The organism is Shewanella sp. MMG014, from assembly GCF_018100775.1.
Classification (GTDB): Bacteria; Pseudomonadota; Gammaproteobacteria; order Enterobacterales; family Shewanellaceae; genus Shewanella; species Shewanella japonica.
This window is the reverse complement of the sequence record NZ_JAGJDZ010000006.1, coordinates 34,347-59,845: the sequence shown is the minus strand read 5'-3', so window position 1 is coordinate 59,845 and position 25,499 is coordinate 34,347. Positions and strand designations below refer to the sequence as shown.

The 25,499-nt window shown below is 42.0% G+C and carries 20 protein-coding genes; 13 read left to right on the top strand and 7 right to left on the bottom strand.

Annotated elements, in window-relative coordinates; all coding sequences use genetic code 11:
• The first annotated feature begins 79 nt into the window (after window positions 1–79).
• From J8L86_RS11235 to J8L86_RS11215, 5 genes are all read left to right on the top strand, one after another.
• Window positions 80–1,480 carry a TolC family protein gene (locus J8L86_RS11235; protein ID WP_211030358.1) on the top strand — a complete coding sequence of 467 codons (1,401 nt, stop codon included), beginning with the start codon at window positions 80–82 and terminating at the stop codon, window positions 1,478–1,480.
• The gene (locus J8L86_RS11230) at window positions 1,477–2,769 is read left to right on the top strand and encodes an efflux RND transporter periplasmic adaptor subunit (RefSeq protein WP_211030356.1); all 1,293 of its coding nucleotides are present in this window, start codon (window positions 1,477–1,479) and stop codon (window positions 2,767–2,769) included. Before J8L86_RS11235 ends, J8L86_RS11230 begins: the two co-directional genes overlap by 4 nt.
• Window positions 2,769–5,963 (top strand): efflux RND transporter permease subunit, encoded by a 3,195-nt coding sequence (locus J8L86_RS11225; protein WP_211030354.1) that lies wholly within the window; start codon window positions 2,769–2,771, stop codon window positions 5,961–5,963. Before J8L86_RS11230 ends, J8L86_RS11225 begins: the two co-directional genes overlap by 1 nt.
• A 152-nt stretch (window positions 5,964–6,115) precedes the next feature.
• Complete coding sequence (locus J8L86_RS11220; RefSeq protein WP_065109895.1) at window positions 6,116–6,823, top strand: response regulator transcription factor; 708 nt, start codon at window positions 6,116–6,118, stop codon at window positions 6,821–6,823.
• The gene (locus tag J8L86_RS11215; RefSeq protein ID WP_211030352.1) at window positions 6,820–8,076 is read left to right on the top strand and encodes a HAMP domain-containing sensor histidine kinase; all 1,257 of its coding nucleotides are present in this window, start codon (window positions 6,820–6,822) and stop codon (window positions 8,074–8,076) included. The genes J8L86_RS11220 and J8L86_RS11215 overlap by 4 nt, the downstream gene beginning before the upstream one ends.
• Window positions 8,077–8,178: 102 nt before the next feature.
• On the opposite strand, the gene J8L86_RS11210 is transcribed toward J8L86_RS11215, so the two are convergent.
• From J8L86_RS11210 to J8L86_RS11195, 4 genes are all read right to left on the bottom strand, one after another.
• Window positions 8,179–10,605 (bottom strand): S8 family serine peptidase, encoded by a 2,427-nt coding sequence (locus J8L86_RS11210; RefSeq protein WP_211030350.1) that lies wholly within the window; start codon window positions 10,603–10,605, stop codon window positions 8,179–8,181.
• A gap of 516 nt (window positions 10,606–11,121) precedes the next feature.
• Window positions 11,122–11,826 (bottom strand): tRNA (guanosine(18)-2'-O)-methyltransferase TrmH, encoded by a 705-nt coding sequence (gene trmH, locus J8L86_RS11205; RefSeq protein WP_211030348.1) that lies wholly within the window; start codon window positions 11,824–11,826, stop codon window positions 11,122–11,124.
• 206 nt (window positions 11,827–12,032) lie between these two features.
• Entirely contained in the window at window positions 12,033–12,860 is an 828-nt protein-coding gene (locus tag J8L86_RS11200; protein ID WP_055022535.1) for a mechanosensitive ion channel domain-containing protein, read from the bottom strand.
• Between the two features lie 209 nt (window positions 12,861–13,069).
• On the bottom strand, window positions 13,070–13,720 hold the full coding sequence (locus tag J8L86_RS11195; protein WP_055022534.1) for a DedA family protein: 651 nt from the start codon (window positions 13,718–13,720) through the stop codon (window positions 13,070–13,072).
• Between the two features lie 833 nt (window positions 13,721–14,553).
• Here J8L86_RS11195 and J8L86_RS11190 point away from each other — a divergent pair.
• The 4 genes from J8L86_RS11190 (at window position 14,554) to mepA (ending at window position 18,387) form a co-directional block, all read left to right on the top strand.
• Window positions 14,554–16,107: an ammonia-forming cytochrome c nitrite reductase subunit c552 gene (locus J8L86_RS11190; RefSeq protein ID WP_211030346.1), complete on the top strand. Its 1,554-nt coding sequence runs from the start codon at window positions 14,554–14,556 to the stop codon at window positions 16,105–16,107.
• A 250-nt stretch (window positions 16,108–16,357) separates the two neighbouring features.
• Window positions 16,358–16,918: a sugar O-acetyltransferase gene (locus tag J8L86_RS11185; protein ID WP_080914983.1), complete on the top strand. Its 561-nt coding sequence runs from the start codon at window positions 16,358–16,360 to the stop codon at window positions 16,916–16,918.
• A gap of 18 nt (window positions 16,919–16,936) precedes the next feature.
• Window positions 16,937–17,329 carry a ribosome recycling factor family protein gene (locus J8L86_RS11180; RefSeq protein WP_211030344.1) on the top strand — a complete coding sequence of 131 codons (393 nt, stop codon included), beginning with the start codon at window positions 16,937–16,939 and terminating at the stop codon, window positions 17,327–17,329.
• Between the two features lie 197 nt (window positions 17,330–17,526).
• Window positions 17,527–18,387 carry a penicillin-insensitive murein endopeptidase gene (gene mepA / locus J8L86_RS11175; RefSeq protein WP_211030343.1) on the top strand — a complete coding sequence of 287 codons (861 nt, stop codon included), beginning with the start codon at window positions 17,527–17,529 and terminating at the stop codon, window positions 18,385–18,387.
• Between the two features lie 364 nt (window positions 18,388–18,751).
• Here the strand turns inward: mepA and J8L86_RS21165 are convergent, their stop codons facing one another.
• Window positions 18,752–19,012 (bottom strand): pentapeptide repeat-containing protein, encoded by a 261-nt coding sequence (locus tag J8L86_RS21165; protein WP_247663346.1) that lies wholly within the window; start codon window positions 19,010–19,012, stop codon window positions 18,752–18,754.
• A 45-nt stretch (window positions 19,013–19,057) separates the two neighbouring features.
• On the opposite strand from J8L86_RS21165, the gene J8L86_RS11165 reads away from it, so the two are divergent.
• Window positions 19,058–19,489 (top strand): GNAT family N-acetyltransferase, encoded by a 432-nt coding sequence (locus tag J8L86_RS11165; protein ID WP_211030339.1) that lies wholly within the window; start codon window positions 19,058–19,060, stop codon window positions 19,487–19,489.
• Window positions 19,490–19,626: 137 nt separating this feature from the next.
• Here the strand turns inward: J8L86_RS11165 and J8L86_RS11160 are convergent, their stop codons facing one another.
• On the bottom strand, window positions 19,627–20,643 hold the full coding sequence (locus J8L86_RS11160; protein ID WP_211030337.1) for an SDR family NAD(P)-dependent oxidoreductase: 1,017 nt from the start codon (window positions 20,641–20,643) through the stop codon (window positions 19,627–19,629).
• A gap of 101 nt (window positions 20,644–20,744) precedes the next feature.
• Between J8L86_RS11160 and J8L86_RS11155 the strand changes: the two genes are divergently transcribed.
• Complete coding sequence (locus J8L86_RS11155) at window positions 20,745–21,353, top strand: TetR/AcrR family transcriptional regulator (protein ID WP_211030335.1); 609 nt, start codon at window positions 20,745–20,747, stop codon at window positions 21,351–21,353.
• Between the two features lie 74 nt (window positions 21,354–21,427).
• On the opposite strand, the gene J8L86_RS11150 is transcribed toward J8L86_RS11155, so the two are convergent.
• The gene (locus J8L86_RS11150; RefSeq protein ID WP_211030333.1) at window positions 21,428–22,330 is read right to left on the bottom strand and encodes a LysR family transcriptional regulator; all 903 of its coding nucleotides are present in this window, start codon (window positions 22,328–22,330) and stop codon (window positions 21,428–21,430) included.
• Between the two features lie 158 nt (window positions 22,331–22,488).
• Between J8L86_RS11150 and J8L86_RS11145 the strand changes: the two genes are divergently transcribed.
• Entirely contained in the window at window positions 22,489–23,361 is an 873-nt protein-coding gene (locus tag J8L86_RS11145) for an SDR family oxidoreductase (RefSeq protein ID WP_065109908.1), read from the top strand.
• 455 nt (window positions 23,362–23,816) lie between these two features.
• On the top strand, window positions 23,817–25,424 hold the full coding sequence (locus J8L86_RS11140; protein ID WP_211030553.1) for an ABC-F family ATPase: 1,608 nt from the start codon (window positions 23,817–23,819) through the stop codon (window positions 25,422–25,424).
• The last annotated feature ends 75 nt before the right edge of the window (window positions 25,425–25,499 follow it).

Below are 25,499 nucleotides of genomic sequence, written 5' to 3'. Positions count from 1 at the left end.
TACTTAGAACTTAACGACGTTAACCCTGCCTTAACCCACACTTCATTATGCTTATCCCAATATTAGTGGGAGAGCATCAATGACGTTTCGACATTCCATCATTGCAATCGTGTTAACAAGCCTCGTCGGCTGTGCTGCCAATGACAGTGCAAACTTTGCGACTCAAGCATCAGACAATCGTACTCAAACTATTGAAAAGTTGATTAAAACAGTCAATGAAAGTACGGGGAGTCATGCGGGTGTGCAACATACAACTAACGCCAATGTGTTATTGACTGATTTAGTCTGTGTACCCGCATTGAATACCTACCTTGAAGCGGCGTTAAACCATAGTCCAAGCTTACAGCAAAGCATCATTGCCCTTAAGATTGCTTATGCACAACAAGGGGTGACCTCTGCTAGTCGCTTGCCAAGCGTGAGTGCTGGATTTGATGCCCAAAACGCCGAAGACAGCGATGAATCTTATAGCGCTGATGTCACCGTCAGTTGGGAATTGGATATCTGGCAAAAGTTGGCTGATAGCTCTGCAGCAGCCACAAAAGATATTGCTGCGACTCAAGCCAGTTTAGATGCGGCTAAAAATCTGCTTGCAGCTAATATCATGCGAGGTTGGCTTGAGATCAGTGTTAACCAACAATTATTAGATATTGAACAGCGCCGTTTAGTCATCCTTGCGCAAAATGAAACCTTAGTGCTTGAACGTTACCAAGCTGGCCTAGGCTCATTAGAAGAGTTGGATAATGCTAAAACGAGTACAGCTTCAACTCGCGCTACAGTGGTTCAATACCAAGAGAATGTCACCCAAAGCAAGCGAAGCTTGATGTTACTCACTGGTCAGTGGCAGCCAGAAAGTGAGATGCCAGCGCTTGATGTTGTCAGTGAGTTTCCCCATGTCATTAACCCGCTAGATGCTGTGCCTGTGCAAAATATGGCAGGCCGCCCCGATTTACAGCAAGCCTTCTTTAATATTGAAGCTGAAGCCTTGCGCACTGACGCAGCTTATAAAGCAATGTTGCCTTCATTTAGCTTGTCGGCAAGTTTAACTGATATTGCTCAAACCCCAAGTGAAGCATTACTGACTAACCCACTTTGGAGTGTGTTAGGACAAATGTCGGCACCGTTATTTCAAGGTGGTGAACTTAAATCACAAGCTGAAATAGCGCAACTGACGACAGAGCAAAGCTTTTGGGCTTATCAAGAAACCCTGTTGACTGCGGTTAACGAAGTTGAGAATACGATTGGCCAAGAAAGCGCTTTAACCTTGCAGCAAAGCCATCTTGACGATGCGTTTTTAAGTGCACAGCGCAGCATCGTCAGTTACCAGCAGAAGTATCGCCAAGGTTTAGTCGACATATTGGATTTATTGACTGTTCAGCAACAGGCATTCGATATCGAAGCGCAATTAACTAACACCACTTATCAAAGATTATTAAACCGAATTGAATTAGGTCTAGCGCTAGGTTTAGGAGTATCAGCATGAAGCAAATCATTACCCGTAAATTAAAAAAGAATGCCTTAACGATTGCGATCACTTTAGCTGCTGCTGGTTCAATATTTGTCGTCGCGGCTTATAACGGCAGTCAAATGGGACCGGGACCTGGTGAGAAAGGGAAGGGACCAGCAGCATCGACTCAAGCGCACCAACCTGAGCGCCCTGAAGGTAAACCTGCTTCATCGTCAAATACCGCCTTGTTATCGCAAGTGGCGGTACAGCTGACGGCTGTGGAGTCTTATCAGGCGCAAGTCACCGGATATGGCGAAACCAAACCACGCTTTGAGCTGACCTATACCAGTGAAATCAGTGGTCGAATTACGTGGTTAGCTGACAGCTTTGAGTCTGGTCGAGTTGTCAAAAAAGGCGAACTGTTAGCAAGATTAGATGACACCAGCTTTCAGCAAGCTGTGTCACAAGCTAAAGCCGATGTCGCAACAGCAAGACTTGCACTTCTAGAAGAGCAACGTGAAGGCGAACAGGCAAGAAGTGAGTGGCAACGCTCAGGGTTAAGTGGAGAACCTAGTTCACCGTTAGTGCTTAGAGAGCCGCAACTGGCCAGCGCTGAAGCTGCGTTAGAGAATGCGCAAAAATCGTTAGAAAAAGCTGAGCGTGATCTTCACTATACAGAAATAAAAGCCCCGTTTGATGGGGTGATTGTCAGCCGTAATGTGCAATTAGGCAGCTTTATTAATGTCGGTGGTGAAGTCGCAATCTTGTATAGCGTTGACCGCATAGAGGTTGAGATCCCGTTATCCGAAAAGCAATGGGCTAACTTACCGCAAGCTGTAATGAATGCGGGTAATGGCACTAATGCTGCCACTGCTAATACTGATAGTGCGCAGCAATGGCATGCAACAATAAAAGCAACAGGCAGCGACACCACACAAGGGCAACAGTGGTCTGCCTATGTTGAACGTACTCATCAATATGTTGCCAAGGACACACGTCAACGTTCATTAGTGTTAGTGGTCGAGAAACCACTTGAGCAAGGTGCGCCGCTTTATCCTGGCACCTTTGTTGAAGCGACCATTGAAGGGATGACACTAGATTATCTATGGGAACTGCCTTCATCAGCTCGTTCACAGCAAGGAGAAATTTGGACGGTTGATGCCCAAGGGTTATTGCAAAAATCAACAGCACATACCTTGTTCGAGCGCCAGAATAAAATCTATGTCACCCCAACAGAAGAGGCTGAATTAGCCCAAGTGGTTAAGCGTCCACTAAGCAACTTTAAAGCGGGTATGAAAGTTGTACCAACAACTGAGGAGCTATAATGAGTCAGCATGTAAATGACAAAGCGCCATTGCCATCAGGCATTATTTCTTGGTTCGCTCAAAACTCAGTCGCGGCAAACTTATTAATGATGGGCGTGATCATTGTCGGCCTGTTTTCATTCAATGATATTCGCAAAGAAGCTTTTCCAAGCCTTGAACCAGATTTAGTAACAGTATCGGTCAGTTACGACAGTGGTGACCCTATTCGTGCTGAAGAAAGTATCGCAATGAAGATTGAAGAAGCGCTTGAAACCGTTTCGGGTGTTAAGCGTATTACTTCAACTTCTAATGCATCAGGCAGTAATGTTTCAATCGAAAAAGAAACTAACTATGACCTAGATACGTTACTAACTGACGTTAAAACCAAAGTTGATGCGATCAATAACTTACCAACCGATGCTGACAATCCGGTTATTGATAAAGCCCGTCGTCAAGAGCATGCCATATGGGTGCAACTATACGGTGATGCTGACCGCAAAACCCTACAAGATTTAGCAGAGCAGCTTAAATCAGATTTGTTAAGTCAAAGTGCTATTCGTGACTTATCGATTAGCGCCAAACTTGATCCAATGATTTCAGTTGAGGTGAATGAGGTCAAACTACAGGCATATGGCCTGACTTTGACCGATGTCTCTAATGCTATTAATGCTGAGTCATCAAGCAGTATCGTGACTAGTTTACGTAATGCCGATAAAACCGTGCGCCTAAAAGTGTCTGAGCAAGCTTATGAAGTTGAAGACTTTAAAAATATCTCAGTATTAACCTATGCCGATGGCAGTCATATTCTACTGTCTGACATTGCCGTGGTTACCGATACGTTTGAAGAAGATACATTCAGTTTATCTCGTTATAACCAACAAAACGCGATGGGTATTCAGGTCGTCATGGATGAATACAGTGATGTGGTTGATATCGTTGCACAAGCAAAACAGGTTATCGAAACATGGCGTAGCAGCAACCTATTACCTGAAAATGTTGAGATTGAAAGTTGGTATGACAAGAGTGATCTGATCACTGAACGACTATCGCTGTTAGCGAAAAATGCATTAAGTGGTATTGCATTAGTCTTTATCATTTTGGCGTTATTCTTAAATATCCGTGTCGCATTTTGGGTGGCAGCCAGCTTACCGTTTGTCTTCAGCGGCACGTTATTTTTTATGACGGACACCTTTGCTGGGTTTACCTTAAATGAAATGACCACCTTTGGTTTTATCATGGCCCTTGGGATCGTGGTTGATGATGCGGTAGTGATTGGTGAAAGTATCTATACCACACGTAAGCAACAAGGCGACTCAATCCGAAGCACTATTATCGGTACCCATAAAGTTGCCGCACCGACGATTTTTGGGGTACTCACAACGGTTGTGGCCTTTATGTCGATAGCCGCAATTGAAGGTAAGCTAGGGGAAATTTACGCACAGTTTGGCACGATTGTGACCATCTGTTTATTGCTGTCTTTGGTGGAATCTAAATTGATTTTGCCTGCCCATTTAGCGCATATGAATACACAGCGCAGTGATAAAAAAACGTTTTGGAATACGATTCAACAAGGCGCTGATAATAGCCTAGATTGGTTTAACAACCATGTTTATAAAAAGGTCATTAGCCAAGCCCTTAAGTTGCGTTATGCGGTGGTGATGGTATTTATCGCACTGTTTTTGTTAGTGATTGGTATGCCATTTACCGGTGGCGTTCGCGTGGCCTTTTTCCCTGAAATTGCAGGCGATACAGTGCGAGCTGAAATACGCATGGTTAACGACAGCAGCTACGGCCAAACTCAAACCAATTTGATGACACTGGAAGCCAATGCCATTGAGCTTGATAAAACCTTGCGTTTAGCCGCAGGCGAGACGGAGTTTTCAAGTGATTTTGGTGCTGATTCACACTCTGATATTAGCAGCATTCAGGTTACCGCTAGCGCCGATAAGTCAGGTTCGGTAATCATCGAATTAGACAGTGATGCCGCTTATACCGCGCGTGATTTTGCCAATGCATGGTCAGATATGTCAGTGCAAATGGAAGGGGTAAGTAAGCTTAAAGTATTGTCGATGCAGGAAATGGTCGATAACTTTAAAGTTGAGCTTAAAGCCAATGATGATGGCTTATTAACTGAAGCGGCCAATAAACTTAAGCAAAAACTGCAAACCATAGATGGCGTGAGTGGCATCGATGATAACCTTGATTTAGGTGAGCCGCAGTACCGTTTTGAGTTAACACCTCAAGGGCGCGCTTTAGGGATGGATACCGCTGACTTAGCCAAGCAAGTATTGCAAGCGTTTGGTGGTGATATTGTCCAGCGTTTTCAACGTGGTAAAGATGAAGTGAAAGTGCGAGTTCGTTACCCTGAGGAAAACCGTCAGACGTTTGCTGATGTCACGACGGCCAATGTCAGAACCGCTGATGGTACTGTTGTGCCGTTAATTTCGGTCGCCAACGTTTACTCTGATTATCAGCAGTCAGAAATCACCCGTATTGATAACCAGCGCGCGGTATACATTACCGCAGTAGTTGATAAAGAAGTGATTGCGTCTAATGAGTTGGTCACGCAATTGCAGCAAAGCATGGTGCCACAATTAAATGCTGACTACCCCACGGTAAAAATTGACTTTACAGGTGAAGCAGAGCAGCAAAAAGAGTCCACCGACTCAATGCAAGCGACCTTTGTATTGGCGCTAATATTAATTTTTGCGCTGTTGGCGATACCGCTTAAATCGTACGTGCAGCCAATGATCATTATGATAGCGATTCCATTTGGTATTGTGGGGGCGATTTTGGGGCACTGGTGGAATGATTTAACTATCAGTATCTTATCGCTAAATGGTATTTTGGCGTTAAGTGGCGTGGTGGTGAATGACAGTCTACTACTGGTATCGCGTTTTAATGAGTTAGTACGTGAGAAGTCGATGCCGATTGGCGATGCTATTGAGCAAGCTTGTACAGGACGTTTACGTGCTGTGTTACTGACCTCAATTACCACATTTGCAGGTCTTGCTCCGCTATTAAGTGAAACCTCAATGCAAGCGCAGTTCTTAATTCCTGCTGCAGCGGCATTAGGTTACGGTATCCTATTTGCTACAGTGATAACCTTAGTATTAACACCGTCGTTGCTGATGATTCAAGCCGATACTGAAAGCGGCATTAAAAGGTTAAAGCAACGTTTGTTTGGCTCAGCTAACACTTTGCAAACGCAATGATAGTAACGCATCGTTCGATTCAGTTAGACTGAGTATGTGATCTTATTGCTCAGTGAATGATGCTCGTTATGTGCAGCGTAACGGCTATTGAATACACAATTATTCGCGAGTGATAAAGCCTCGCACTGATATGGAATCTAAGAGGGAAAACAATGTCTGATCATTTGCAGTTACTTCTGGTTGAAGATGATATTGACCTAGCAACAGCGATTATTGATTACCTTGAACTGGAAGATATTCAGTGCGATCACGCAGCCAATGGCGCTGTCGGCGTTAATTTAATTGAAACCAATCAATACGATGTTGTGGTGTTGGATTTAAACCTGCCGAAAATGAATGGTCTTGAAGTGTGTGAACGTATACGCGCTCAAGGCATTGATGTACCAGTGCTAATGCTTACCGCCCGAGATACCTTAGATGATAAGTTAGTTGGCTTTTCAAAAGGGGCAGATGATTACCTCATTAAACCCTTTGCGATGGAAGAGTTAATTGTACGATCGCAAGTGCTATCACGCAGACGCAGCGGCGAGGTAAGGAAACTTATGGTAGCGGATTTAGCATTAGATCTGCACAGTAAAACGGCTACACGAAAACAGCAGCCGCTTAAATTGTCACCCACAGCGACTAAAATACTTGAGTGTTTATTACGAGAAAGTCCTAAAGTCGTTTCACGAGAAAAGCTCATGCAAAGTGTGTGGGGAGATGAGCAGCCAGACAGTAATAGTCTTAAAGTGCACATGTTTAACTTACGTAAAGCGGTGGATGGAAACTGCGAAGAAGCGCATAAGTTAATTCATACGATAACAGGTCAAGGCTTTGTTCTTAAAGTTGAATCTGAAAAGAGTGTGCCCACATCATGAAGATAAGACCCAGTATAAAAATATACTTTTTACTTGCCATGTTACTCACTGGCACTGTTATCGTTGTCGGCATGTCAGCTGTTGCGGTCAGTTATTTTTTTTCTGGGTTAGATGTTGCGATGACAAACTTTGTTCGCTCTCAAGCGAATGAAATAACATTAGAGGGCGACAAGCCCTTAACGATAGGGGAACTTACCGTCGCGACTCGTTGGGAGTCATTGCCCCAAGTGATCCAAGATAACATTGATGTTAATGACCTAGAGCCTAATCAGTTAACCAAAAAAATCGATGGGTTACCGATAATCGATCAACCCAAAAGAGCCTTGTTTGCAATGAAGGTAATATCTGGCGATACAGTGCGTTATGCCTCTGTCATGCTAGATAAGAAATACAAACAAAAGCGCAGTAATAAACCGCCGCAATTTATCTATATTTTACTTGTCGGACTGATTGCGATTATGTTGTTTTCATTAGTGCTTTTTTTAGTACTGCGCAAAGTCGCCAATCCCGTTGAACAGTTAAAAGAGTGGGCTAAATCGCTTGATAAAGACAAGCTAACTCAGCCTCGTCCTAATTTTCATTACAGTGAACTAAACACGTTAGCCGATATAGTACAGTCAAGTTTAAGCTCTGTGCAGGAAACCTTAGACAGAGAAAAACGCTTTTTAGGCTATGCAAGCCATGAGCTGCGCACTCCTATTGCCGTTTCTCGTACCAATGCTGAGCTATTACGTAAAATGATAACGAAGCAATTGCCCGCAGAAAAACAGCTGGCTGTGCTTGATAGAATAGAGCGAGCAGGGCTAACAATGACTGATTTAACTGAAACCTTATTGTGGTTAAACCGTCAAGAAGGCAAGTCATTACCGACCAGTGATGTGGCCGTTGGCACGTTAGTCGAAGCGATTACAGCAGAGTTACATTATCTTTTACAAAGTAAAACGGTAGAAGTCACTTTGAGTACAGACGATACTGAATTAACCATGTCTGAAGGCTTATATCGGATCGTTATTACTAACCTTATTCGTAACGCATTTCAGCATACTTTTAACGGCAAGGTGGTGATTGAGCAGTTAAACGATCACTTATCGATTACCAATTATAACCTTGACCCTGATGATCAAAATCAAGCGGATGATTTGGGCTTTGGATTAGGGTTAGAGTTAACTGAAAAATTAGTGAATCAATATGGATGGCATTATCAAGTGACAGAAGTCGAAGGCGGCCGCAAGGTTGAACTTAACTGTAAGTGATTGATAAAAAATGCCTGCCAGAGGGGAGCTGGCAGGCATAAGAAAGATATAGTGCTACAGCAACATAGGCACTATAACTTGCCCATTACGGACTGGGTCGAGTTATTGAAAACTTAACTCCCAAGCGTTTATTGTGCCAGTATCTCGTCGTGCACTATCAACCGCTTTTAGCGTCCAATCTCCAGATGACTCAACACCTGACATATCAACCATATAGGTGTTAACAATGTCGTTGGCACTGCCGCCACTGTTGTCATGCAATACAGCAACTTGACCAGTAGGGCTATATAGCTCGACTTTTAAATCACCGATGTAAGTATGACTAATATTGACGCTGACGGTGATTTCACCTGAGTCACCCGTGCGTGTTGCAGATAAGGTGCTACTAGCGCCTACACTGCTGTTATCAGGGATGTTATAGCTAGTATTGTTTGAGTAAGTTGCAGCGCCGCCGCCACTGCCACCGCCAGTCGAATCAGTGTAGTTAGCCACTAAGCTCACGCCACTAAATGCACTATAACCTCGCACCATGACATGGTATGTACCCGTTTGCGCTGAAGCGATAGGACAAGATTCAGCATTTCCGCCTTTCCAAGGACGACAGTCATAGCTGCTGGTGGTTGGTGCTGCGCCATATTGCACGTATAAATCAGCGTCACCGCTACCGCCGCTCATAGTAAAGCTTAAGTCTGTAGCACCTGCTGGTACATCAATTGTGTAAAATAACTCATCACCTGTCGCGCCACTTAAATTAGATTTAGCCACACCATTGACCAGCTCATTATCACCGACACCTGTGCCAGGATCTGTTGGTCCATTACAAGAAGCATCCAAATAAGCTTTAGCTGCTTGGGCATCAACCAAACCATAACCGGTTCGGTTATCACGACCTGCAACATCTAAGTCTTCAGCTGTTGCATTAAGCGCAGCACGTACTTGGGCCGCACTACATTCTGGGTGATGACTCCACACTAAAGTAGCGACACCTGATACATGTGGTGTGGCCATAGATGTACCATTGTAGTACTCGTAATCTTCATTATCGGTATTGCTGACAGTTGCAGTAGCGCCGATTTGATTTCGCAGTGCCAGACCTGTAGCGCGATCGACTGAGACAGACACAATAGGGGCTTCGTTATTACTGTCGACTAAAAATGGGTTTTGTAGTCCTGGTAAGGCGGTATTACTGTAGACAATTGACGCGCTAGCACCTGCGGCTTCACAAGCTTTAACAGCGTTAATATCAGGGTAACTTGTCCCTTGGTTGCCAATACGTTCAACTAAACAAATTTTATTGTTCATGTTGCCACAGTTAAAACTACTGCCGTTAACGGTACATTCTGCCAACTCACCCGTTGCAGAGCCGATAAAAGGAGTACTGACATGGTTTGAACCAGAAAGTACATAGCGGTTATGCGGCACAACGCCATTATCAAAATACGATTGACCGTTAATAGTAATATCGGCTAAACGACCTTCGCCTCGGGTCACCGTTGATAAAATTGCTTCACCGGGACCTGAGATTTCGACTTGCGCAGTGAACTGTGAAAATGCCGCATGGTCTTTATTGCTATCGACCGCCGCTACTGACATGACAGAGTCATAAGATGCTGGGTAGCTCAGAGTTGAATTACCATCATTACCTGCAGCTGCAATCAATAACACACCGTTATTTTCATGGGCAGCGAGCGCATTTCTCTCTGTGTTACTAGAGCCTGAACCACCTAAACTCATGGTGACAACATCAGCGTTGTTATTCACACAAGTATCGACAGCTGCGACTAGATCGGATGAGTAACCCCAACCAGAAGCATTAAACACTTTAATCACATGGATGTTCGCGTTTTGATTTGGCATAACACCAACAACACCTTCATTGTTAGCGATAGCTGCAATGGTACCTGCAACGTGAGTACCGTGGGCATTTCCAGCTCCTGGCTCATACCAATTGTTAGTGCCAGAGTTATTGGTGCCAGTGACATTGTTGGCATTTAAGTCGTTATGACCCAAGTCGTATCCAGAATCAATAATACAGATTGTACGATTGCCCGCTTGGCTATCACTGACAGCTGTCGCGCCGACATAAGTCTGACCCCAAGGAGTGCTTTCGCTTAATAATCGACGTGGTACATCTTCTTCAACGTAATCAACATCGGCACGATATCTCAGTGCTTGTAGGTTTTTACTATCGAGCTTAACGCTATAGCTATTGCTGCGCCCAATTCGCTTCATTTCTTTCGCTGAAACACTGTTCATGGCGCGAAAGTGAGAAAAGACTTCATTGCTTCTAGGTTCGTATTGGGCATCACTTATGGCATCGGAGGATGCAGATGTTGAAAAGCCAGCTGCTGCAGCATTGGCGTTTTTAAATTTAACGATATAACGCTTTGGTAGTGGGTTTTGTTGGTCGAGTTGAGGTGAATTACTATTCACATTTTGTGTAAAAACAGGTGCTGCGTTGATGCTGGCAGAGATCGAAAGTGCCAACACAGACAGTCCTAGCACTGTTGTGGCTTTATTTTTTGTCATAACTATCTTCCATGTTATTCAGAGTAAAAAATTGTTTATTATAATTTTTGCAGCGTAAAAAGCTGTTTTATCTCGCTGCGACGATCAATGTATCTTTAGTTGTTACAGTTGTAAAATAAATGTAAATGAAATTGCATAAAGGAGTCGTGCTCGATGAAATGAATTTTTGATGAATAAATATTCAAATTGAGATGAGGTTTATTGTTCTGTTTTGCGAAGTGTGTGATTTAATATTCAGTGATATGCAGTTTTTATTTGAAAAGGGGGAGTGGGTTTAGATATTGAGTTAAAATCAATAAACCAATCTAACTATATGATTTATTTGGTTTATATTTTTTGTACATTATTTTTGTAAATTATTTTTAAATTGGTCGTCGCAATAGCGTTATTTTGCTTAGGTAATCAAGAGGTCATTCAACTTTGGCGTAAATCGGTTTTGATCAATATCCGCTCCGGCAAATATATGGCAGAGCGGTGATGTTGAGTTAACGTGATGAAGCTAATACGAGTAAGAATTTACTCATCCAATGCTTCATTTGGATCGGGAGCGCGCATGCGATCCCACCAGTCATCATCAGCACTGATTTGTCCTAATTCATCTATCGCTGGGTAAGGAATACTCTTTCTTCGACAGGCTTTAGCGTAAACAGGGTGGCCTTGCTCAAATAACTTAGTTTGGCAATATTCATGGTCTAATTGCCTGTTATTATACAGTCCAGCCTCTTGGCGTTGACGCTGCGCCTCATACATGATCAAAGCACCAGCAACAGAGACATTCAGTGATTGCACCATGCCTACCATAGGAATAATGATATGTTGATCGGCGGAGTCAATTGCTTCTTGGCTAACACCATCTCGTTCGTTACCCAGTACAATTACCGTCGGTTTAGTGTAATCAATCTCACGAAAATCCACGGCAGTGTCTGAAAATGTCGTCGCTAATACCTGCATTCCCTGTGCTCTAAACTGCTGATACGCTTCTTGATAAGTTACATGCTTAATCGTGTTAACCCAGCGGTGACTGCCTGATGATGTATTACCCGACACCCATAATGAATCTTCTGGCATGACAGCATGAATTTGATGAATACCTACGCTATCGGCAGTGCGGACTGTAGCAGCGATATTATTGGTTTTATGAACCTTATCGAGACACACAGTGAGGTCGACTTGGCGGTTATCAAGCATTTCATTGATGCGGGCTAAACGTTCTGGCGTCATGGGGTTATTTCTACTTCTTTGAATAATAGGATGAATCGTTATCACGATTTTTTGCGCAGGGATTATAACGTTAAAACGGCGATAAACTCGACTGAAATGTGCTTTAAGCGAAGGATTGAGGCTCAAGGGTAATAATTGCAAGTTATGATAAATAGAAAACGAGCAAGGCTATAGGCGCTTGCTCGTTAATGATAATTGCTAATTGACTATTTTTCTTTCTCAATAATGACTTTTCTGTGTGGGAAAGGAATTTCGATTCCCGCTTCATCGAGGGCTTTTTTAACCTGCTCAGGGATCGAGTACAAGATGTCAAAGTAGTGTTCACCATGACAAAATGGTCTTACGAGAAAATCCACTGAACTGTTATTGAGGGTTTCAACTTCAACAAAAGGAGCTGGGTCTTGTAACACATGAGGATGAGCGGCAAGCACTGCATCAATTACTTTTCTGACTTCATCGGTATTCTCTTTGTAAGCCACGCCAAAATGCATATCAACACCACGAATATCATGGAAGGAATGATTAACAATTTGCGCGCCCCAAATTTGGCTGTTAGGAACAATAATATGTTGATTATCGAAGGTTTTAAGAATGGTTGTGAATAAATCAATTTCTTGAACATTACCGAATCGATCGGCTGCACTAATAAAGTCGCCCACTTTATAAGGGCGGAATAATAACAGCATAACGCCGGCAGCTAAGTTAGACAGCGTCCCTTGCAGTGCTAAGCCAACTGCTAAGCCTGCTGCACCTAATAAAGCAACAATGGATGCGGTTTGTACCCCAAAGCGGTTTAATACGGCAATGGCCACAAATGCAAGAATGACATACTTAGCGACACTGCCTAAAAAACGAAATAGGGTGTTGTCGAGTTTATCGTAGCTCTCACCAATTTTATTAATAATTGCGCTTGCTTTGTTAGCGACATATAGGCCAACGATGAGTATAAGCGCAGCGAGTAATACATTGATCCCGCCATCGATGATGATGGGCAAATATTGATTAATATCGATTTGACTCACATAGTCTTGCATTTAATGCCTCCTGCATAAAAGGGATACTTACCTTAGATTCAACAAATATGCTGTATTGGATTGAACATAACTGAGCTGCTAGTTAGGCAAGTTATTTCAAGCTAATGACTTGATATTATTGATATCAAATGAAGCTTAGCACAACCCTGTGCTATATGTGATGACAAGCGCTTTACGCTAATACTTTTGCTTTAGACAATCGGTAGAAATCATTGATTATGACTTTTAGACTTTTTTGAAAAACGAAACACCATGGCTGCAGTAGCTGATAGCATTAAGCTCATACTCACCACTAAAAATGCTTTATTTAAGGTTTCTTGATAGTCACTTAACAGGGGGTTATTCATTACCCATTGACCGATAAATAACAGGGTTGTGGTCCATATCAGTGCACTGGTAACGCTCATTAATACAGTGCGCTTAACGCCAAGCTTTCTGATCCCCATTAGCATTGGAGTGAGTACTCGCACAAAAGGTATAAACCGTGAAAAAAACAATGCGAGGAAGCCATACTTCTCGAGTAAATCAGATGCCCGCTGTAAGGTATTGTCTGGTAGTCCTTTCTCAATTTTGTTGACCATAGGGTGGTGTGACAGCCATCGTCCTTGCATATAGGCAATAAAGGAGCCTAGACCCGCAGCAACGGTCAGTAATGCGATGGCCAATTGCAGCTCAACAACACCTAAACCGACTAAGCCGCCAACAAATAGCACTAGACCATCACCGGGAAGGGGTAAGAATACAAAGCTTGATTCTAGAAATAAGATTAACGCTAATATCAACATTAAGTGATATATCGAAACAGTTTCCATTAAAGCATCAAAATCTTGATGCCAAATTGAAAGCAGTACATCAAACATTAACTATCCTTAAATTATATTTAAGCCAAGCAAATAAATAGTGAAGACATTGGCATATTAGGGAAAATATTAATTGTCTAGGGTATCACTCAATATCGTTTTTTTTATATTAAATAACGGTCATCTTTATACTGCGTAACCATTAACGAATGTGTCACTTTGTTATTCTTTACTGATACTAAATTAGGTTCTTTTATTATATTTTTTGCTAAATTTGCTGTTAATAATATAAGCTGAAATGATAATTAATTTATATTTAAGGTTAAATTAAGCTTAGTGATCTAGTAATTTTATTTTCTGAAAATAATGCAAGTTAGATAGGTTGTTTAACTTGATCTTGATTATATTTAAATGATTTTTGTGAGGTGAAAATGTGCTAACTGTTACCCATTTAAGATTCGAGTGAATTTTAATTAAATTATTTTCAATTAGTTTAAGTTATTGTTTTTGATGGTTTTTATTTTTGGTCTTGTTTGATTTTCTGCTTCAGCTAAACGTTATTGCTGTTTTTTTACCTTAATAGGTTGAAAGTTAGGCACGGCCATTTTGAATTTATCAGCAAACTTTACCCCTAAAGGGGTATCTCTTTTAGAGGTAAAAATTTGAACTGAGACAAGTAAATAGCGTTGGTTTGTAGGGAGTCACATTAATATAGCAAAGCCCTGTTTCACCTAGCTCATTATGATAATAATTGTTTTAAATATTTTAGATTTTAAGTTTTAAAAAATCTCCAAGAGCACTAATTGCTTTAACGAGAGTATTTAAAATGTGTTTGGTAATTGTAGGGGATAACAATGCCAGCATAAATATAATAATCCTAATGAGGAATGATGATGAAATTAAGAAAACTAGCTGTTGCAGTAATGCTTACTACCGCATTTACTGGCTATAGTGTTGCTGGCGAAGTTGATTTATATAAAAGTGAAAACTGGCAAAACACTTTCCCAGAGCAATATAAAACTTGGGCTGAAACAGAAGAAAGCACGCCAGCATCTGGCAAACTTGATGACTTACTTGCCAGTAATCCAAATCTCGTGAGTGCTTGGGCTGGGTATGGTTTCGCTAAAGACTACAACCGTGCACGTGGTCATCACTTTGCGCTAACAGATATCATTAAAACCTTACGTGTAGGCCATCCAATGGTCGGCCATGATGGAAAAATGGTCGGTGAAGCAATGGCTGCAAGTTGTTGGTCATGTAAAACCCCTGATGTAGCACGCATGTATGATGAAGTAGGTGAAGGCAAGTTTTCAGACAATGCATGGTCTACTTGGGGCCACGAAATGTCGAACACCATTGGTTGTGCGGATTGTCATGAATTAGGTAAAGAAGACTTACGTCTTAGCCGTCCTTATACTGACCGTGCAATGAAATCCATTGGTAAAGAGTTTTCTAAGCAAGATGCAACAATGCAAGCAAGCCAAACTTGTGCCCAGTGTCATGTTGAGTACTACTTCGATGGTACTGATGAAAAGAAAGTGAAATACCCAATGGATTACTGGGTGCCAGGTGAGAAAACAGACTACAAACAGTTTGTTGGTTACACAGGTACAGACGGTTTATATGAAGGTTTTGCTGCTGAAGCGCAACTCGCTTACTTTGATAACCGTGGCTTTAAAGATTGGACTAACGCCGTATCAGGTGCCCCAATGCTTAAAGCGCAACATCCAGAATATGAAAACATGATGGATCGAACCGAACACGCTATGGATAACCATTTAGAGTTTGGTTGTACGACGTGTCATATGCCGAAAGCAACAAACGACAAAGGGGCTAAATACTCGAACCATAAAGTGACATTTGAAGCTGATACATTACCGAAAAGCTGTATCGGCTGTCATGATGGTGCTGACTTCAAAGAAATCTTTGCTGAGCGTAAAGCTGAAATCAATAAGTTACGTTTTGAAGCTGACGGTACCGACCCTCGTTTGACTGAAGTTCACTTCAAAGCACAAGCTATTTGGGCTGCCAATGGTGTTGAAGGTTTAGAAGCGAATAAAGGTATTGCTGAAGCTAAAGCGAACTATGAAGCTGCGCTAAAAGCGAAAACACCACTAGCAGGTGAAATGAATAGCTTACTGATTAAAGTCAGAAATGCGCAATGGTTCTGGGATAGCGCAACAGCCTCTCATGGTATCCATGCTCATAACCCTGAAGAAGCAATTCGCCTACTTGAGAAGTCTAATGCCATCCTAGATGCAGCATTAACTGAAGCAAATGCGTTATTGAAGAAGTATGCGCCTGAGTACAAGTACGATGCGACTAAATACGACACTAAAGAGAAGGTTCAACCTCTTGTCGGTTTAGACTTAGAAGCAATGAAAGCGTCAAAAGCATTGTTCCTAGAAAAACGCGTTGAGAAAGAATGGCCAGCTGAACTTAAGTAATTAAGTTTAGGCAGTGTGATTTGAATACATAGACACTCCACTATCACCGTTCAAATCAAATACTGTTACAGCCTAATGCCAGTCGATGTAAATTGACTGGCATTTTTTTATCTTCAAAAACACGATTCTATTATCTTTAAAAGTTTAGACATGTCGCTAAACTCACACAAATTGAAAGCATCTCAACCCATTCCCAAGTATTATCTTTGAAAGTGATGAAAGGTAAATAATTGACTGACGAAGGATTAACATGAGCGAGTTTGAAAAAATGACATCGGGTCAGGCATTTAATGGTGGCGATAGAGAATTAAATGCCATGCGTGATGATGCAACCTTGATGTTAGTAGAGCTTAATCAGACCGTTGATGACGCAAGTCGTCTTGGGCTATTTAAGCGCTTATTTGCTCACTTTGGTGAAGGCAGTGTCATTCGTTCACCTTTTTCATGTGAGTTTGGTAAAACGATTTCAATAGGTGATAACAGCTTTATTAATCTTAATGTCACCATGCTTGATGGCAGTTTTATCACGCTAGGGAATAATGTCCTTGTGGGGCCGAATACTCAGTTTTACTCGGCAAGCCATGATTTAGATTATCGTCAGCGCCAGCAATGGCAGACCCATTGTTTGCCTATTGTGGTTGAAGATGATGTATGGATTGGTGGTAATGCAATTATCAATCAAGGGGTGACCATTGGCGCTCGCTCAGTGATTGCTGCAAACTCTGTGGTGACAAAAGATGTGCCTGCAGATTGCCTCTACGGTGGCACCCCTGCTAAGTTAATTCGACATTTATCTGAAAATAACACCTAAGAATAAAATCTAAATCCTATGCATAAAGACCCTATCACTATTTCACTACCTTCGCTTATTCATCGCATCGGCAGAGAGAGTGTTAATCAAGCAAAAGTGATAGCTGTTGAGCATCATTGTGAGCTTAAGCGCGTGCGCCGTTCAAGAAACTGGGCTCTAGTAGGAGAGGCGATTAAGGTTCAATCATTTAATAGTCAACTTAACTCAGTAAGCCAAGAATCCTTTGCCTACCTAAGTAAGAAAATATCAGCGGCGTTAATTGTGCATGCCGATAAACTGGAACCTTTAGAAGCTAAACTGATCCGATTAATCACCGAAACCCCTAGTATTACGCTTGCAGAGCTTATCCAGCAAACACAATGTACCGAAGTGCAAGCTAGAACTGCCAGATTTGAAGCGGATACTTGGTAACTGCGCAAAACGTTTTGACAGCTTTTTTCATTGTTAATTCGACTTGCTCTATGGTCTGCTATAGCAATCTTCTATTAATTTTTATCAAACAATAACCACCTTCTTGTGATTCCCCTCTACACTTATAAAACTGAAGTTTAACCTAGCTTTGAGCCTTGCTAGTACCTTGCTTAATGTTCAAATAAAAGAGAGTCGTTATGCGGTATTTTTCTGTTGTTATTATTTTGATGCTACTTATGGCAAGCTCAAATATTCAGGCACGCTTTAATCCTTGGGAGCATACTAAAACACCTTTTGAAGGGCCCGCTGCAGCTATTGGCGAGTATGCAAATGGCTGTTTATCTGGCGCAGAAGCTTTGCCCTTATCAGGCAAAGGGTTTCAATTGATTAGGCCGCAAAGAGATCGATATTATGGTCATCCGAATTTGGTGAACTTTGTGCAGCAATATGCTGTGCAATTGCAAGGTGAAGGGATTGAGCAAATTCTAGTGGGGGATATGTCGATGCCCCGTGGTGGCCAGTTTGATTATGGCCATAACAGTCATCAGATTGGTTTAGATGTTGATATCTGGTTGAGACTAACTGAGAAGCCGCTTAGTAAAGCTGAGCTTAAATCGCCGCGTGCGCTGACAGTGGTAGATAACCAAGAGTTCGCAATCGATACCGCTGCTTGGAGCCCACAACATAAACTGATGATAAAAGTTGCAGCTCAAGATCCACAAGTTGCACGAATATTTGTTAATGGTGCAATCAAACAGCAGCTGTGTAATGAGCGCACACAAGCTGATGATGCTTGGCTTAATAAAGTCCGCCCTTGGTGGGGGCATAGTGCACATATGCATGTTCGCCTTAACTGCCCCAAAGATAATCCAGACTGTAAGGCGCAAAAGCCGATAAACCCAGGTCATGGGTGTGAAGACATCGCTTGGTGGAAACAACAATTTTACACCGCTAAATCAGCGCCTAAAAAGAAGCTTGATAAACCTACACCACGCAAACCCAAACCACTACAAGTTAAACCCCAGCAGTGTGAACCATTAACATGGGCAGCACCGTAATAAAGAGGCTTAGCAATGTATGATGGCGCGTTATGCCTTGTTGGCCATTTGAACAAGTCAACGTCGTAGTGCTTCGCCCCTCTTTTGTTAAGTGTACGTCGAAGAGTGACCCAGCTTCCCCCTTTTTGTATCAGCCATGTCGCTTCGGATTTTCACTCTTTATTGATAGAACCGCGAAAGTGACAACACTCGAAATAGACAAGACTAAATAGACAAGACGAAATGAACAAGATGGCGAAAGAGTTCCAGTGAGGGTGTATTTAGCTTTGCTCTTCGTTTGCTGTGCTAATTCTGTTTTTGCCTCAATCAGTTTCTACTTCAATCTGTGAAAGCGTTGCTATTCACTCCTGCGATGATGCTTGGTTTATTGCCGAACAAAAGCAAAGTCGGCTAAAACAAAGTCGGCTAAAACAAAGTCGGCTAAAACAAAGTCGGCTAAAACAAAGTCGACAAAAACAAAGTCGACAAAAACAAAGTCGGCTAAAACAAAGTCAGCTAAAACAAAGTCGGCTAAAACAAAGTCGGCTAAAACAAAGTCGGCTAAAACAAAGTCGGCTAAAACAAAGTCGACACAAGCAAAGTCGATAGTACATGGACGGTTATCTATTTTGTCGATAAAATACACTCTCGCGGCTGCACATAAATTTCAGTCAACGATAGAGAAACCATAATGATTGTAGAAAATGTGCTTCCCGAAAATTACGCAGAAATGCTTAATGTTTGGGAAAACTCAGTCCGAGCTACGCATGACTTCATAACAGAAGCAGACATTGAATTTTTTAAACCTATTATCATTGAGCAGGCTTTTCCTGCAGTCACGTTAAGATGTGTTAAAAATGAAACGGGCTCAATACAAGGTTTTGTGGGTATCCACGACTCAAAGATTGAAATGCTTTTCATCTTAAACGAGGCAAGAGGGCAAGGCGTTGGTAAAGTGCTACTGCAATACGCACTAGAGCAGTTAGGTGCATCCAAGGTCGATGTTAATGAACAAAACCCACTGGCAGTAGGCTTCTACGAGCATATGGGGTTTAAAGTCGTTTCGCGATCGCCACTCGATGATATGGGAAAACCTTTTCCAATTCTGCATATGACACTTTAAAGCTCGGTTTGTTGTAACCAAATTTGTAAGAAGAAACGCCCAAAGCTGATAATCACTTTGAGCGTCTCAGTATGTATAGGAAAGGTCTATAGCTATCTCTAAGCTATGACTTATTGAATACCCATACAGCATGAGGATTATGACTTTCCCTGAATCTTTATAATCGATTTTGCAGCATCAAGTACAGTTTCTGAAAATGGACGAGGACTCCAGTCAAATAGCTCTCGTGCTTTACTGTTGTCGGCACCGATATTCATATCCAGTAAACCCACCATACCTTTTGCTTCACTATCAAATAGAGACATAAAACGTATTAATAGGTTTGGCGCGATGCGTGTGCTTGGGCCTTTGTAGCCATGTTCTTTGAGTATTTTTGCAATCTCTTTAAGGTGAATTGGCTCTGAACGAGAAGCCACAATGCGCTGACCTGCAGCCTTAGCGTGAGTCATCGCTTGTACGTGGACGCTTGCCACATCTCGAACGTCGACCATTGGAATTGCCACATTGGCGAGCATTGGAATTTTTCCACGTAGCATCTGATCAATCATTGTCATTGATTGCCCAGTAATATCGTCACCCAATGCAGGACCAAACACACCTCCGGGGTTGACCGTCACAAGCTCCATAGCAGAATCTTGTTTTTCCATAAATTGCCATGCCGCTTGCTCTGCTAGCGTTTTGCTTTTTGCGTAGGTGCCAATGTCTCTAGAGTTGGTATTAGCCCAATCATTGGGTCCGATTGTGCCAGTCTTCATTGTTGCCATCATCGTCATCGTAGAGCTTGTTAATACCACTCTTTTTACGCCTGCCTTTTTCGCAGCACGTAATGCGCGAAGTGAACCATCGACAGCAGGCTTGATCATCTCATCTTCATGTTTTGGCTCAGCTGCTGCATATGGCGAAGCAACGTGCATAACATAGTCACACCCCTCTGCGGCGTTATCCCACCCTTTATCTGACGTAAGGTCTAGTTCAATGAATGACAATTCACTTACATCTGCAGATGCTTTCTCTAACGTATTTTTAATGCTCTGTGCTTTTTTTAAATTACGAATAGAGCCACGGACGTGAAAACCCTTATCTAAAAGTTGTTTTGCAATGTGAAGACCAATAAAGCCCGATATACCAGTAAGTAAGACGATTTGTTTTGCCATAGTAGATGCCTTTGAAGTTTCTTGCGTAATTAAGTACTGGGTGGTATCTTAATTGCGAAGTATTAAACTGTCAACAATAAAATACCACTCGGTACTAAAATATGAATGAAGAAAAAAAAGCATCACGTGGTCGTCCTAAAAAGTTCGACCGTGATCATGTGCTAGATATCGCACAACAAAATTATTGGAAACTCGGTATCAATCAGGTATCGATAAATGAATTGTGCAAACTGGCAGGCGTATCAAAGCCTGGTATTTATCGCGAGTTTGGTGACGAAGATGGTTTGATGCATGCTGTGCTAGAGCGTTACGACAAGACAATACTCGGCCCAATGCTCAGTTTTTTGAGTTTAGACGCCCCATTCAACGACACCCTACAAAATCTAGCATTCCACAGCACGAGTGAGGATGAAACCTCTGAAATGCCCAAAGGGTGCCTGTTTGCGAATATGAAAGAATCGCGCTTGAGTCTAGGAGAATCAACGATCGAACAAATTGATAAAACCTATGAAAATGTCGTCATGGCGTTCGAGCAGTGGGTTGATGCGGCAAAAGAGAAAGGTGAGTTCAAAACGATTGATATGGATAGCCGATTTGCTGCTATCTATATTTATGCCCAAATCAGCTTTGCTCAATTACAGATGATGAAGGGCGAAACCAGTGACGATGTTAGGGCAATATTGCAGGTTGCTCTCTCCGTTCTTAGATAGCAAACCAATAACCTCATAAATGTTTAGCTCCTTACGATGCCCATTTATTGATGAGCATCTTGGAGTTAAACAAATTAGCCATTCAACAATACTGCAATTTCTTCACGTTTATTTTTGATAAAGTGGATGAACGCCTTAGATTTTGAAGGCAAATGTTGTTTGTCGGTGTATACCAGATATAGCTCTCTACCTCGCGGGATCCATTCCTCACACAAGCTTATTAGTCTTCCTTCGTCGATATACTGTTGAACTAATCCAGTCGGCAGATACGCCGCTCCTGCACCTTGCAAGGCCATTTGAACGGATATGATAAGATCATCCGATAGTAAGCTGTGATCCATATTAAGATCGATAGACTCTCCCTGAAACATGAAGCGCCAAGGCAATATCAAACCATCATTGTGGTTTAGAATGCAGGGCCACTTTAACAAGTCTTCAGGTCTACTGATTGGAGGATGTTTCTCTACGAGCTGTTTATGGGCAACAAGTGAATAGTGTAATAGTGATATGGGGATCGCAATGAGTGATGAATCATTCAGTGGTCCGAGGCGAAGGGCGAAATCGGCTCGTTCTGCCGTTAAGTCTTTGGTTCGACTTGAGGAGTCAAACTCTAGTTTGATACTTGAGTATTTGTTTAAAAACTCCGAAAACAGCGGAGCAAGAAGAGAAAACACCGTTGCAGGTGCAGAAATATGTAAAGTGCCTACAGGATTCGCTTTGTGAAATGTCGCTTCATCTTTCAATTCGCGCACAGTATCAACCACTAATTTTGCCCTTGGCAATAAGCGCTCGCCAACCTCACTAAGAGATAGCGATCTGGTGGTGCGATTAAATAATCGAACACCTAGCTCTGTTTCAAGTAGTTGAATCTTCCGACTGATGGTTGTTGTAGGTAGGTTAAGTGAACGTGCAGCTTCTGCAAAACTGCCAAGACGCGCCACCTCAATAAAAGCAACTAACTCACTGCTGTATTTCATTCTGTTCTCCCGATGATTGAGAGTGATTTATTAACCCAATTTTCGGGATTATGTTGCCCATTAATCAGCGTACTAAAATTTATCGGTTCAATCTATAGTTGTTTTGTTCACGAGCTGTCGGGCTCGTTATTTCGTTATAAACCACAGGATAATTCACAATGACAATCTTAGTTATGGGCGCAACAGGCAATACAGGTTCAGCCATTGTTAATCAATTGAAAGAAAAGCAAGCAGACTTTAGTGCTATGGCGGCAACATATGAAGAGGCGTCAAGACTTAATTTAGAAAAAGAACGTATTCGCATTGGAAACTTCAATGATGTCTCTTCACTGATTTCCGCGTTTAAAAATATCCAAAGAATTTATTTGTTAACGCCTATTCATCCTATGGCAACAACTTGGGTGAAAAATGTCATTCAGGCTGCAAAAGAAGCTGGCGTAAAACACATTGTTAAGCAGTCGGGCCTGAAAGCAAGTTTAGATGCAACTTCAGAAGTGATCAGAGAGCACGCGTATACAGACAACCTGATCAAAAAATCGGGTTTAGATTATACGTTAATTCAGCCTAATACTTTTTTTCAGAACTTCTACGCTAACCTTCCAAGCATAAACGCAGAGGGTCGTTTTTACTCTTCACTTGGTGACACGGCACTCAGTCTCGTAGATATCAACGATGTTGCAGCGGTTGCTGTTGCAGCGTTAACAGAAAGTGGGCATGAAGGAAAAACGCACCATATTACAGGCTCTGAAGCGCTGACTTCATCTGAGCACGCTAAATTACTGAGTGCTGCAAGTGGTAAAGAGATTACTTACATTGATATCCCAGAAGTTGCACTTGTCGGTGCATTAAAAGAGGCAGGTTTAGGTGACTGGTTGTCGGACAAATTAGGGGAAATGATCACCTGGTTCACTCAAGGTGACTATGCCCTGACTACTAACACCGTTGAAGAAGTGACAGGTCGTAAGTCTCGTACATTCGCTGATTTTGCTCAAGAGCTTTCTCACTCTATTGAAGTTGTCAAACATGACTAAATCACCACCAAGTGAGCTGCTTTTCATATCTGTAGTTATTTACTAGTTGCCAAATTCCTATTTTCCGAAACTCACTTTTGTCCAAAAGTGAGTTTGGAAATGATCAAATCTTATGATCAAATCTTATGATCAAACATTAATATCAAACATTAATATCAAACATTAATATCAAACATCTCATTCATGCTCAGATAAACGATTAATCCATTGCGTTGTTAGCGTTCATGAGGGCGGGAATTTTTTATCATGATCGTGTCTATCAATTTACAACTTGGCTTTTGGGACACTAGATCGATAGCTAATCGTAACCGCTAATATTTACCCTACTTTCGCAATCCATGCCCCAAGTCTCTATTAAACTCATCTTTCGGGTATCTAATACACAGTAGAGTCTGTATACTGCCGCGCTGCTTTTAAGCTCACTTTTTCTACTATTTACCCCGAGGGTTACCACTATCATTAGTACAAACAACATCACCATGCAGTTTGGCGCAGAGCCATTGTTTGAAAATATCTCCGCTAAATTTGGCCACGGTAACCGTTATGGTCTAATTGGTGCTAATGGTTGTGGTAAATCAACATTCATGAAAATCCTTAGCGGCGCGTTAGCACCGAGTTCTGGTAATGTCTCGATTACTCCCGGTTTGAAAGTCGGTACATTGAGCCAAGATCAGTTCGCATTCGAGCAATACAGTGTGGTTGATACTGTGATCATGGGTGATGCAAAACTATGGGAAGTGAAGCAAGAGCGTGACCGTATTTACTCGTTACCAGAAATGAGTGAAGAAGACGGCATGAAAGTCGCTGAACTTGAAAGTGAATTTGCTGAAATGGATGGCTACAGCGCAGAATCTCGTGCCGGTGAAATCCTATTAGAAGCAGGTATTGAAGAACATTATCATTTTGGTTTAATGCAACAAGTTGCACCGGGCTGGAAACTGCGGGTTTTACTGGCACAGGCGCTATTTTCAAACCCAGATATTTTGTTACTTGATGAACCGACCAACAACTTGGATATTCATACTATTTCTTGGTTGGCAGGTGAACTTAATCAACGTAAGTGCACCATGATTATCATTTCACATGATAGACATTTCTTGAACTCCGTTTGTACTCACATGGCCGATATTGATTACGGTGAGCTGCGAATTTATCCTGGTAACTACGAATACTTCCTTGAAGCTTCTGGGTTAATTCAAGAACAATTATTAGCAGGTAATGCTAAAAAGAGTGCCGAAATGGCAGAGCTGCAAGACTTCGTTAATCGTTTCGGCGCCAATGCCTCGAAAGCAAAACAAGCAAGCTCTCGTGCTAAAAAACTTGAGAAAATCAGTTTAGATGAAGTGAAGTCATCGAGCCGTATGACGCCATCACTGCGATTTGATGAAAGTAAAAAAATGCATCGTCAGGCATTAGTGCTTGAAGAATTAGGTCATGGCTTTGACGGTGAAAGCTTATTTGCAGGTGGCGATTTAATATTAGAAGCGGGCGCAAAGCTTGCGGTTATTGGCGAAAACGGTGTTGGTAAAACCACCTTACTGCGTTGTTTAGTCAACGAATTAGCGAATAACCATGGCACCATCAAATGGTCTGAAAACGCTGCGATTGGTTACTGCCCACAGGATAGCAGCAAAGACTTTGATAATGACTTGTCTTTGTTTGATTGGATGTCGCAATGGCGAACGCCAAAGCATAACGATTTAATGGTGCGTGGCATGCTAGGGCGTTTGTTATTCACTGAAGATGATGCGAACAAGAAAGCCCGTAATTGCTCAGGTGGTGAAAAGAATCGCTTGTTATACGGCAAGTTAATGATGCAAGACGTTAACGTATTAGTCATGGATGAACCGACCAACCACATGGATATGGAAGCGATTGAAGCGTTAAATAACGCCCTTAAATTATTTGAAGGTACGTTGATTTTTGTTAGCCATGACCGCGAGTTCGTATCGTCATTGGCAACGCATATCATTGATGTGAAAGACAAGCAGTTAGTGAGCTTCCACGGTACGTTTGATGAATACTTAGCAACCCAGGCAGAAGCTGCCAGTAAAGCGGCATAGTGCCTCAAATACAGTTTAACTGAACGGGTAAAAGTAATGCCGCTAACCTCAATGACGTTAGCGGCATTTTTGTAG

Excerpts from the sequence above, each read along its gene's own strand:
- J8L86_RS11235 (WP_211030358.1), top strand. The coding sequence starts at position 80 with ATGACGTTTCGACATTCCATCATTGCAATCGTGTTAACAAGCCTCGTC.
- J8L86_RS11230 (WP_211030356.1), top strand. The coding sequence starts at position 1,477 with ATGAAGCAAATCATTACCCGTAAATTAAAAAAGAATGCCTTAACGATT.
- J8L86_RS11225 (WP_211030354.1), top strand. The coding sequence starts at position 2,769 with ATGAGTCAGCATGTAAATGACAAAGCGCCATTGCCATCAGGCATTATT.
- J8L86_RS11220 (WP_065109895.1), top strand. The coding sequence starts at position 6,116 with ATGTCTGATCATTTGCAGTTACTTCTGGTTGAAGATGATATTGACCTA.
- J8L86_RS11215 (WP_211030352.1), top strand. The coding sequence starts at position 6,820 with ATGAAGATAAGACCCAGTATAAAAATATACTTTTTACTTGCCATGTTA.
- J8L86_RS11210 (WP_211030350.1), bottom strand. The coding sequence starts at position 10,605 with ATGACAAAAAATAAAGCCACAACAGTGCTAGGACTGTCTGTGTTGGCA.
- trmH (WP_211030348.1), bottom strand. The coding sequence starts at position 11,826 with ATGACGCCAGAACGTTTAGCCCGCATCAATGAAATGCTTGATAACCGC.
- J8L86_RS11200 (WP_055022535.1), bottom strand. The coding sequence starts at position 12,860 with ATGCAAGACTATGTGAGTCAAATCGATATTAATCAATATTTGCCCATC.
- J8L86_RS11195 (WP_055022534.1), bottom strand. The coding sequence starts at position 13,720 with ATGTTTGATGTACTGCTTTCAATTTGGCATCAAGATTTTGATGCTTTA.
- J8L86_RS11190 (WP_211030346.1), top strand. The coding sequence starts at position 14,554 with ATGAAATTAAGAAAACTAGCTGTTGCAGTAATGCTTACTACCGCATTT.
- J8L86_RS11185 (WP_080914983.1), top strand. The coding sequence starts at position 16,358 with ATGAGCGAGTTTGAAAAAATGACATCGGGTCAGGCATTTAATGGTGGC.
- J8L86_RS11180 (WP_211030344.1), top strand. The coding sequence starts at position 16,937 with ATGCATAAAGACCCTATCACTATTTCACTACCTTCGCTTATTCATCGC.
- mepA (WP_211030343.1), top strand. The coding sequence starts at position 17,527 with ATGCGGTATTTTTCTGTTGTTATTATTTTGATGCTACTTATGGCAAGC.
- J8L86_RS11165 (WP_211030339.1), top strand. The coding sequence starts at position 19,058 with ATGATTGTAGAAAATGTGCTTCCCGAAAATTACGCAGAAATGCTTAAT.
- J8L86_RS11160 (WP_211030337.1), bottom strand. The coding sequence starts at position 20,643 with ATGGCAAAACAAATCGTCTTACTTACTGGTATATCGGGCTTTATTGGT.
- J8L86_RS11155 (WP_211030335.1), top strand. The coding sequence starts at position 20,745 with ATGAATGAAGAAAAAAAAGCATCACGTGGTCGTCCTAAAAAGTTCGAC.
- J8L86_RS11150 (WP_211030333.1), bottom strand. The coding sequence starts at position 22,330 with ATGAAATACAGCAGTGAGTTAGTTGCTTTTATTGAGGTGGCGCGTCTT.
- J8L86_RS11145 (WP_065109908.1), top strand. The coding sequence starts at position 22,489 with ATGACAATCTTAGTTATGGGCGCAACAGGCAATACAGGTTCAGCCATT.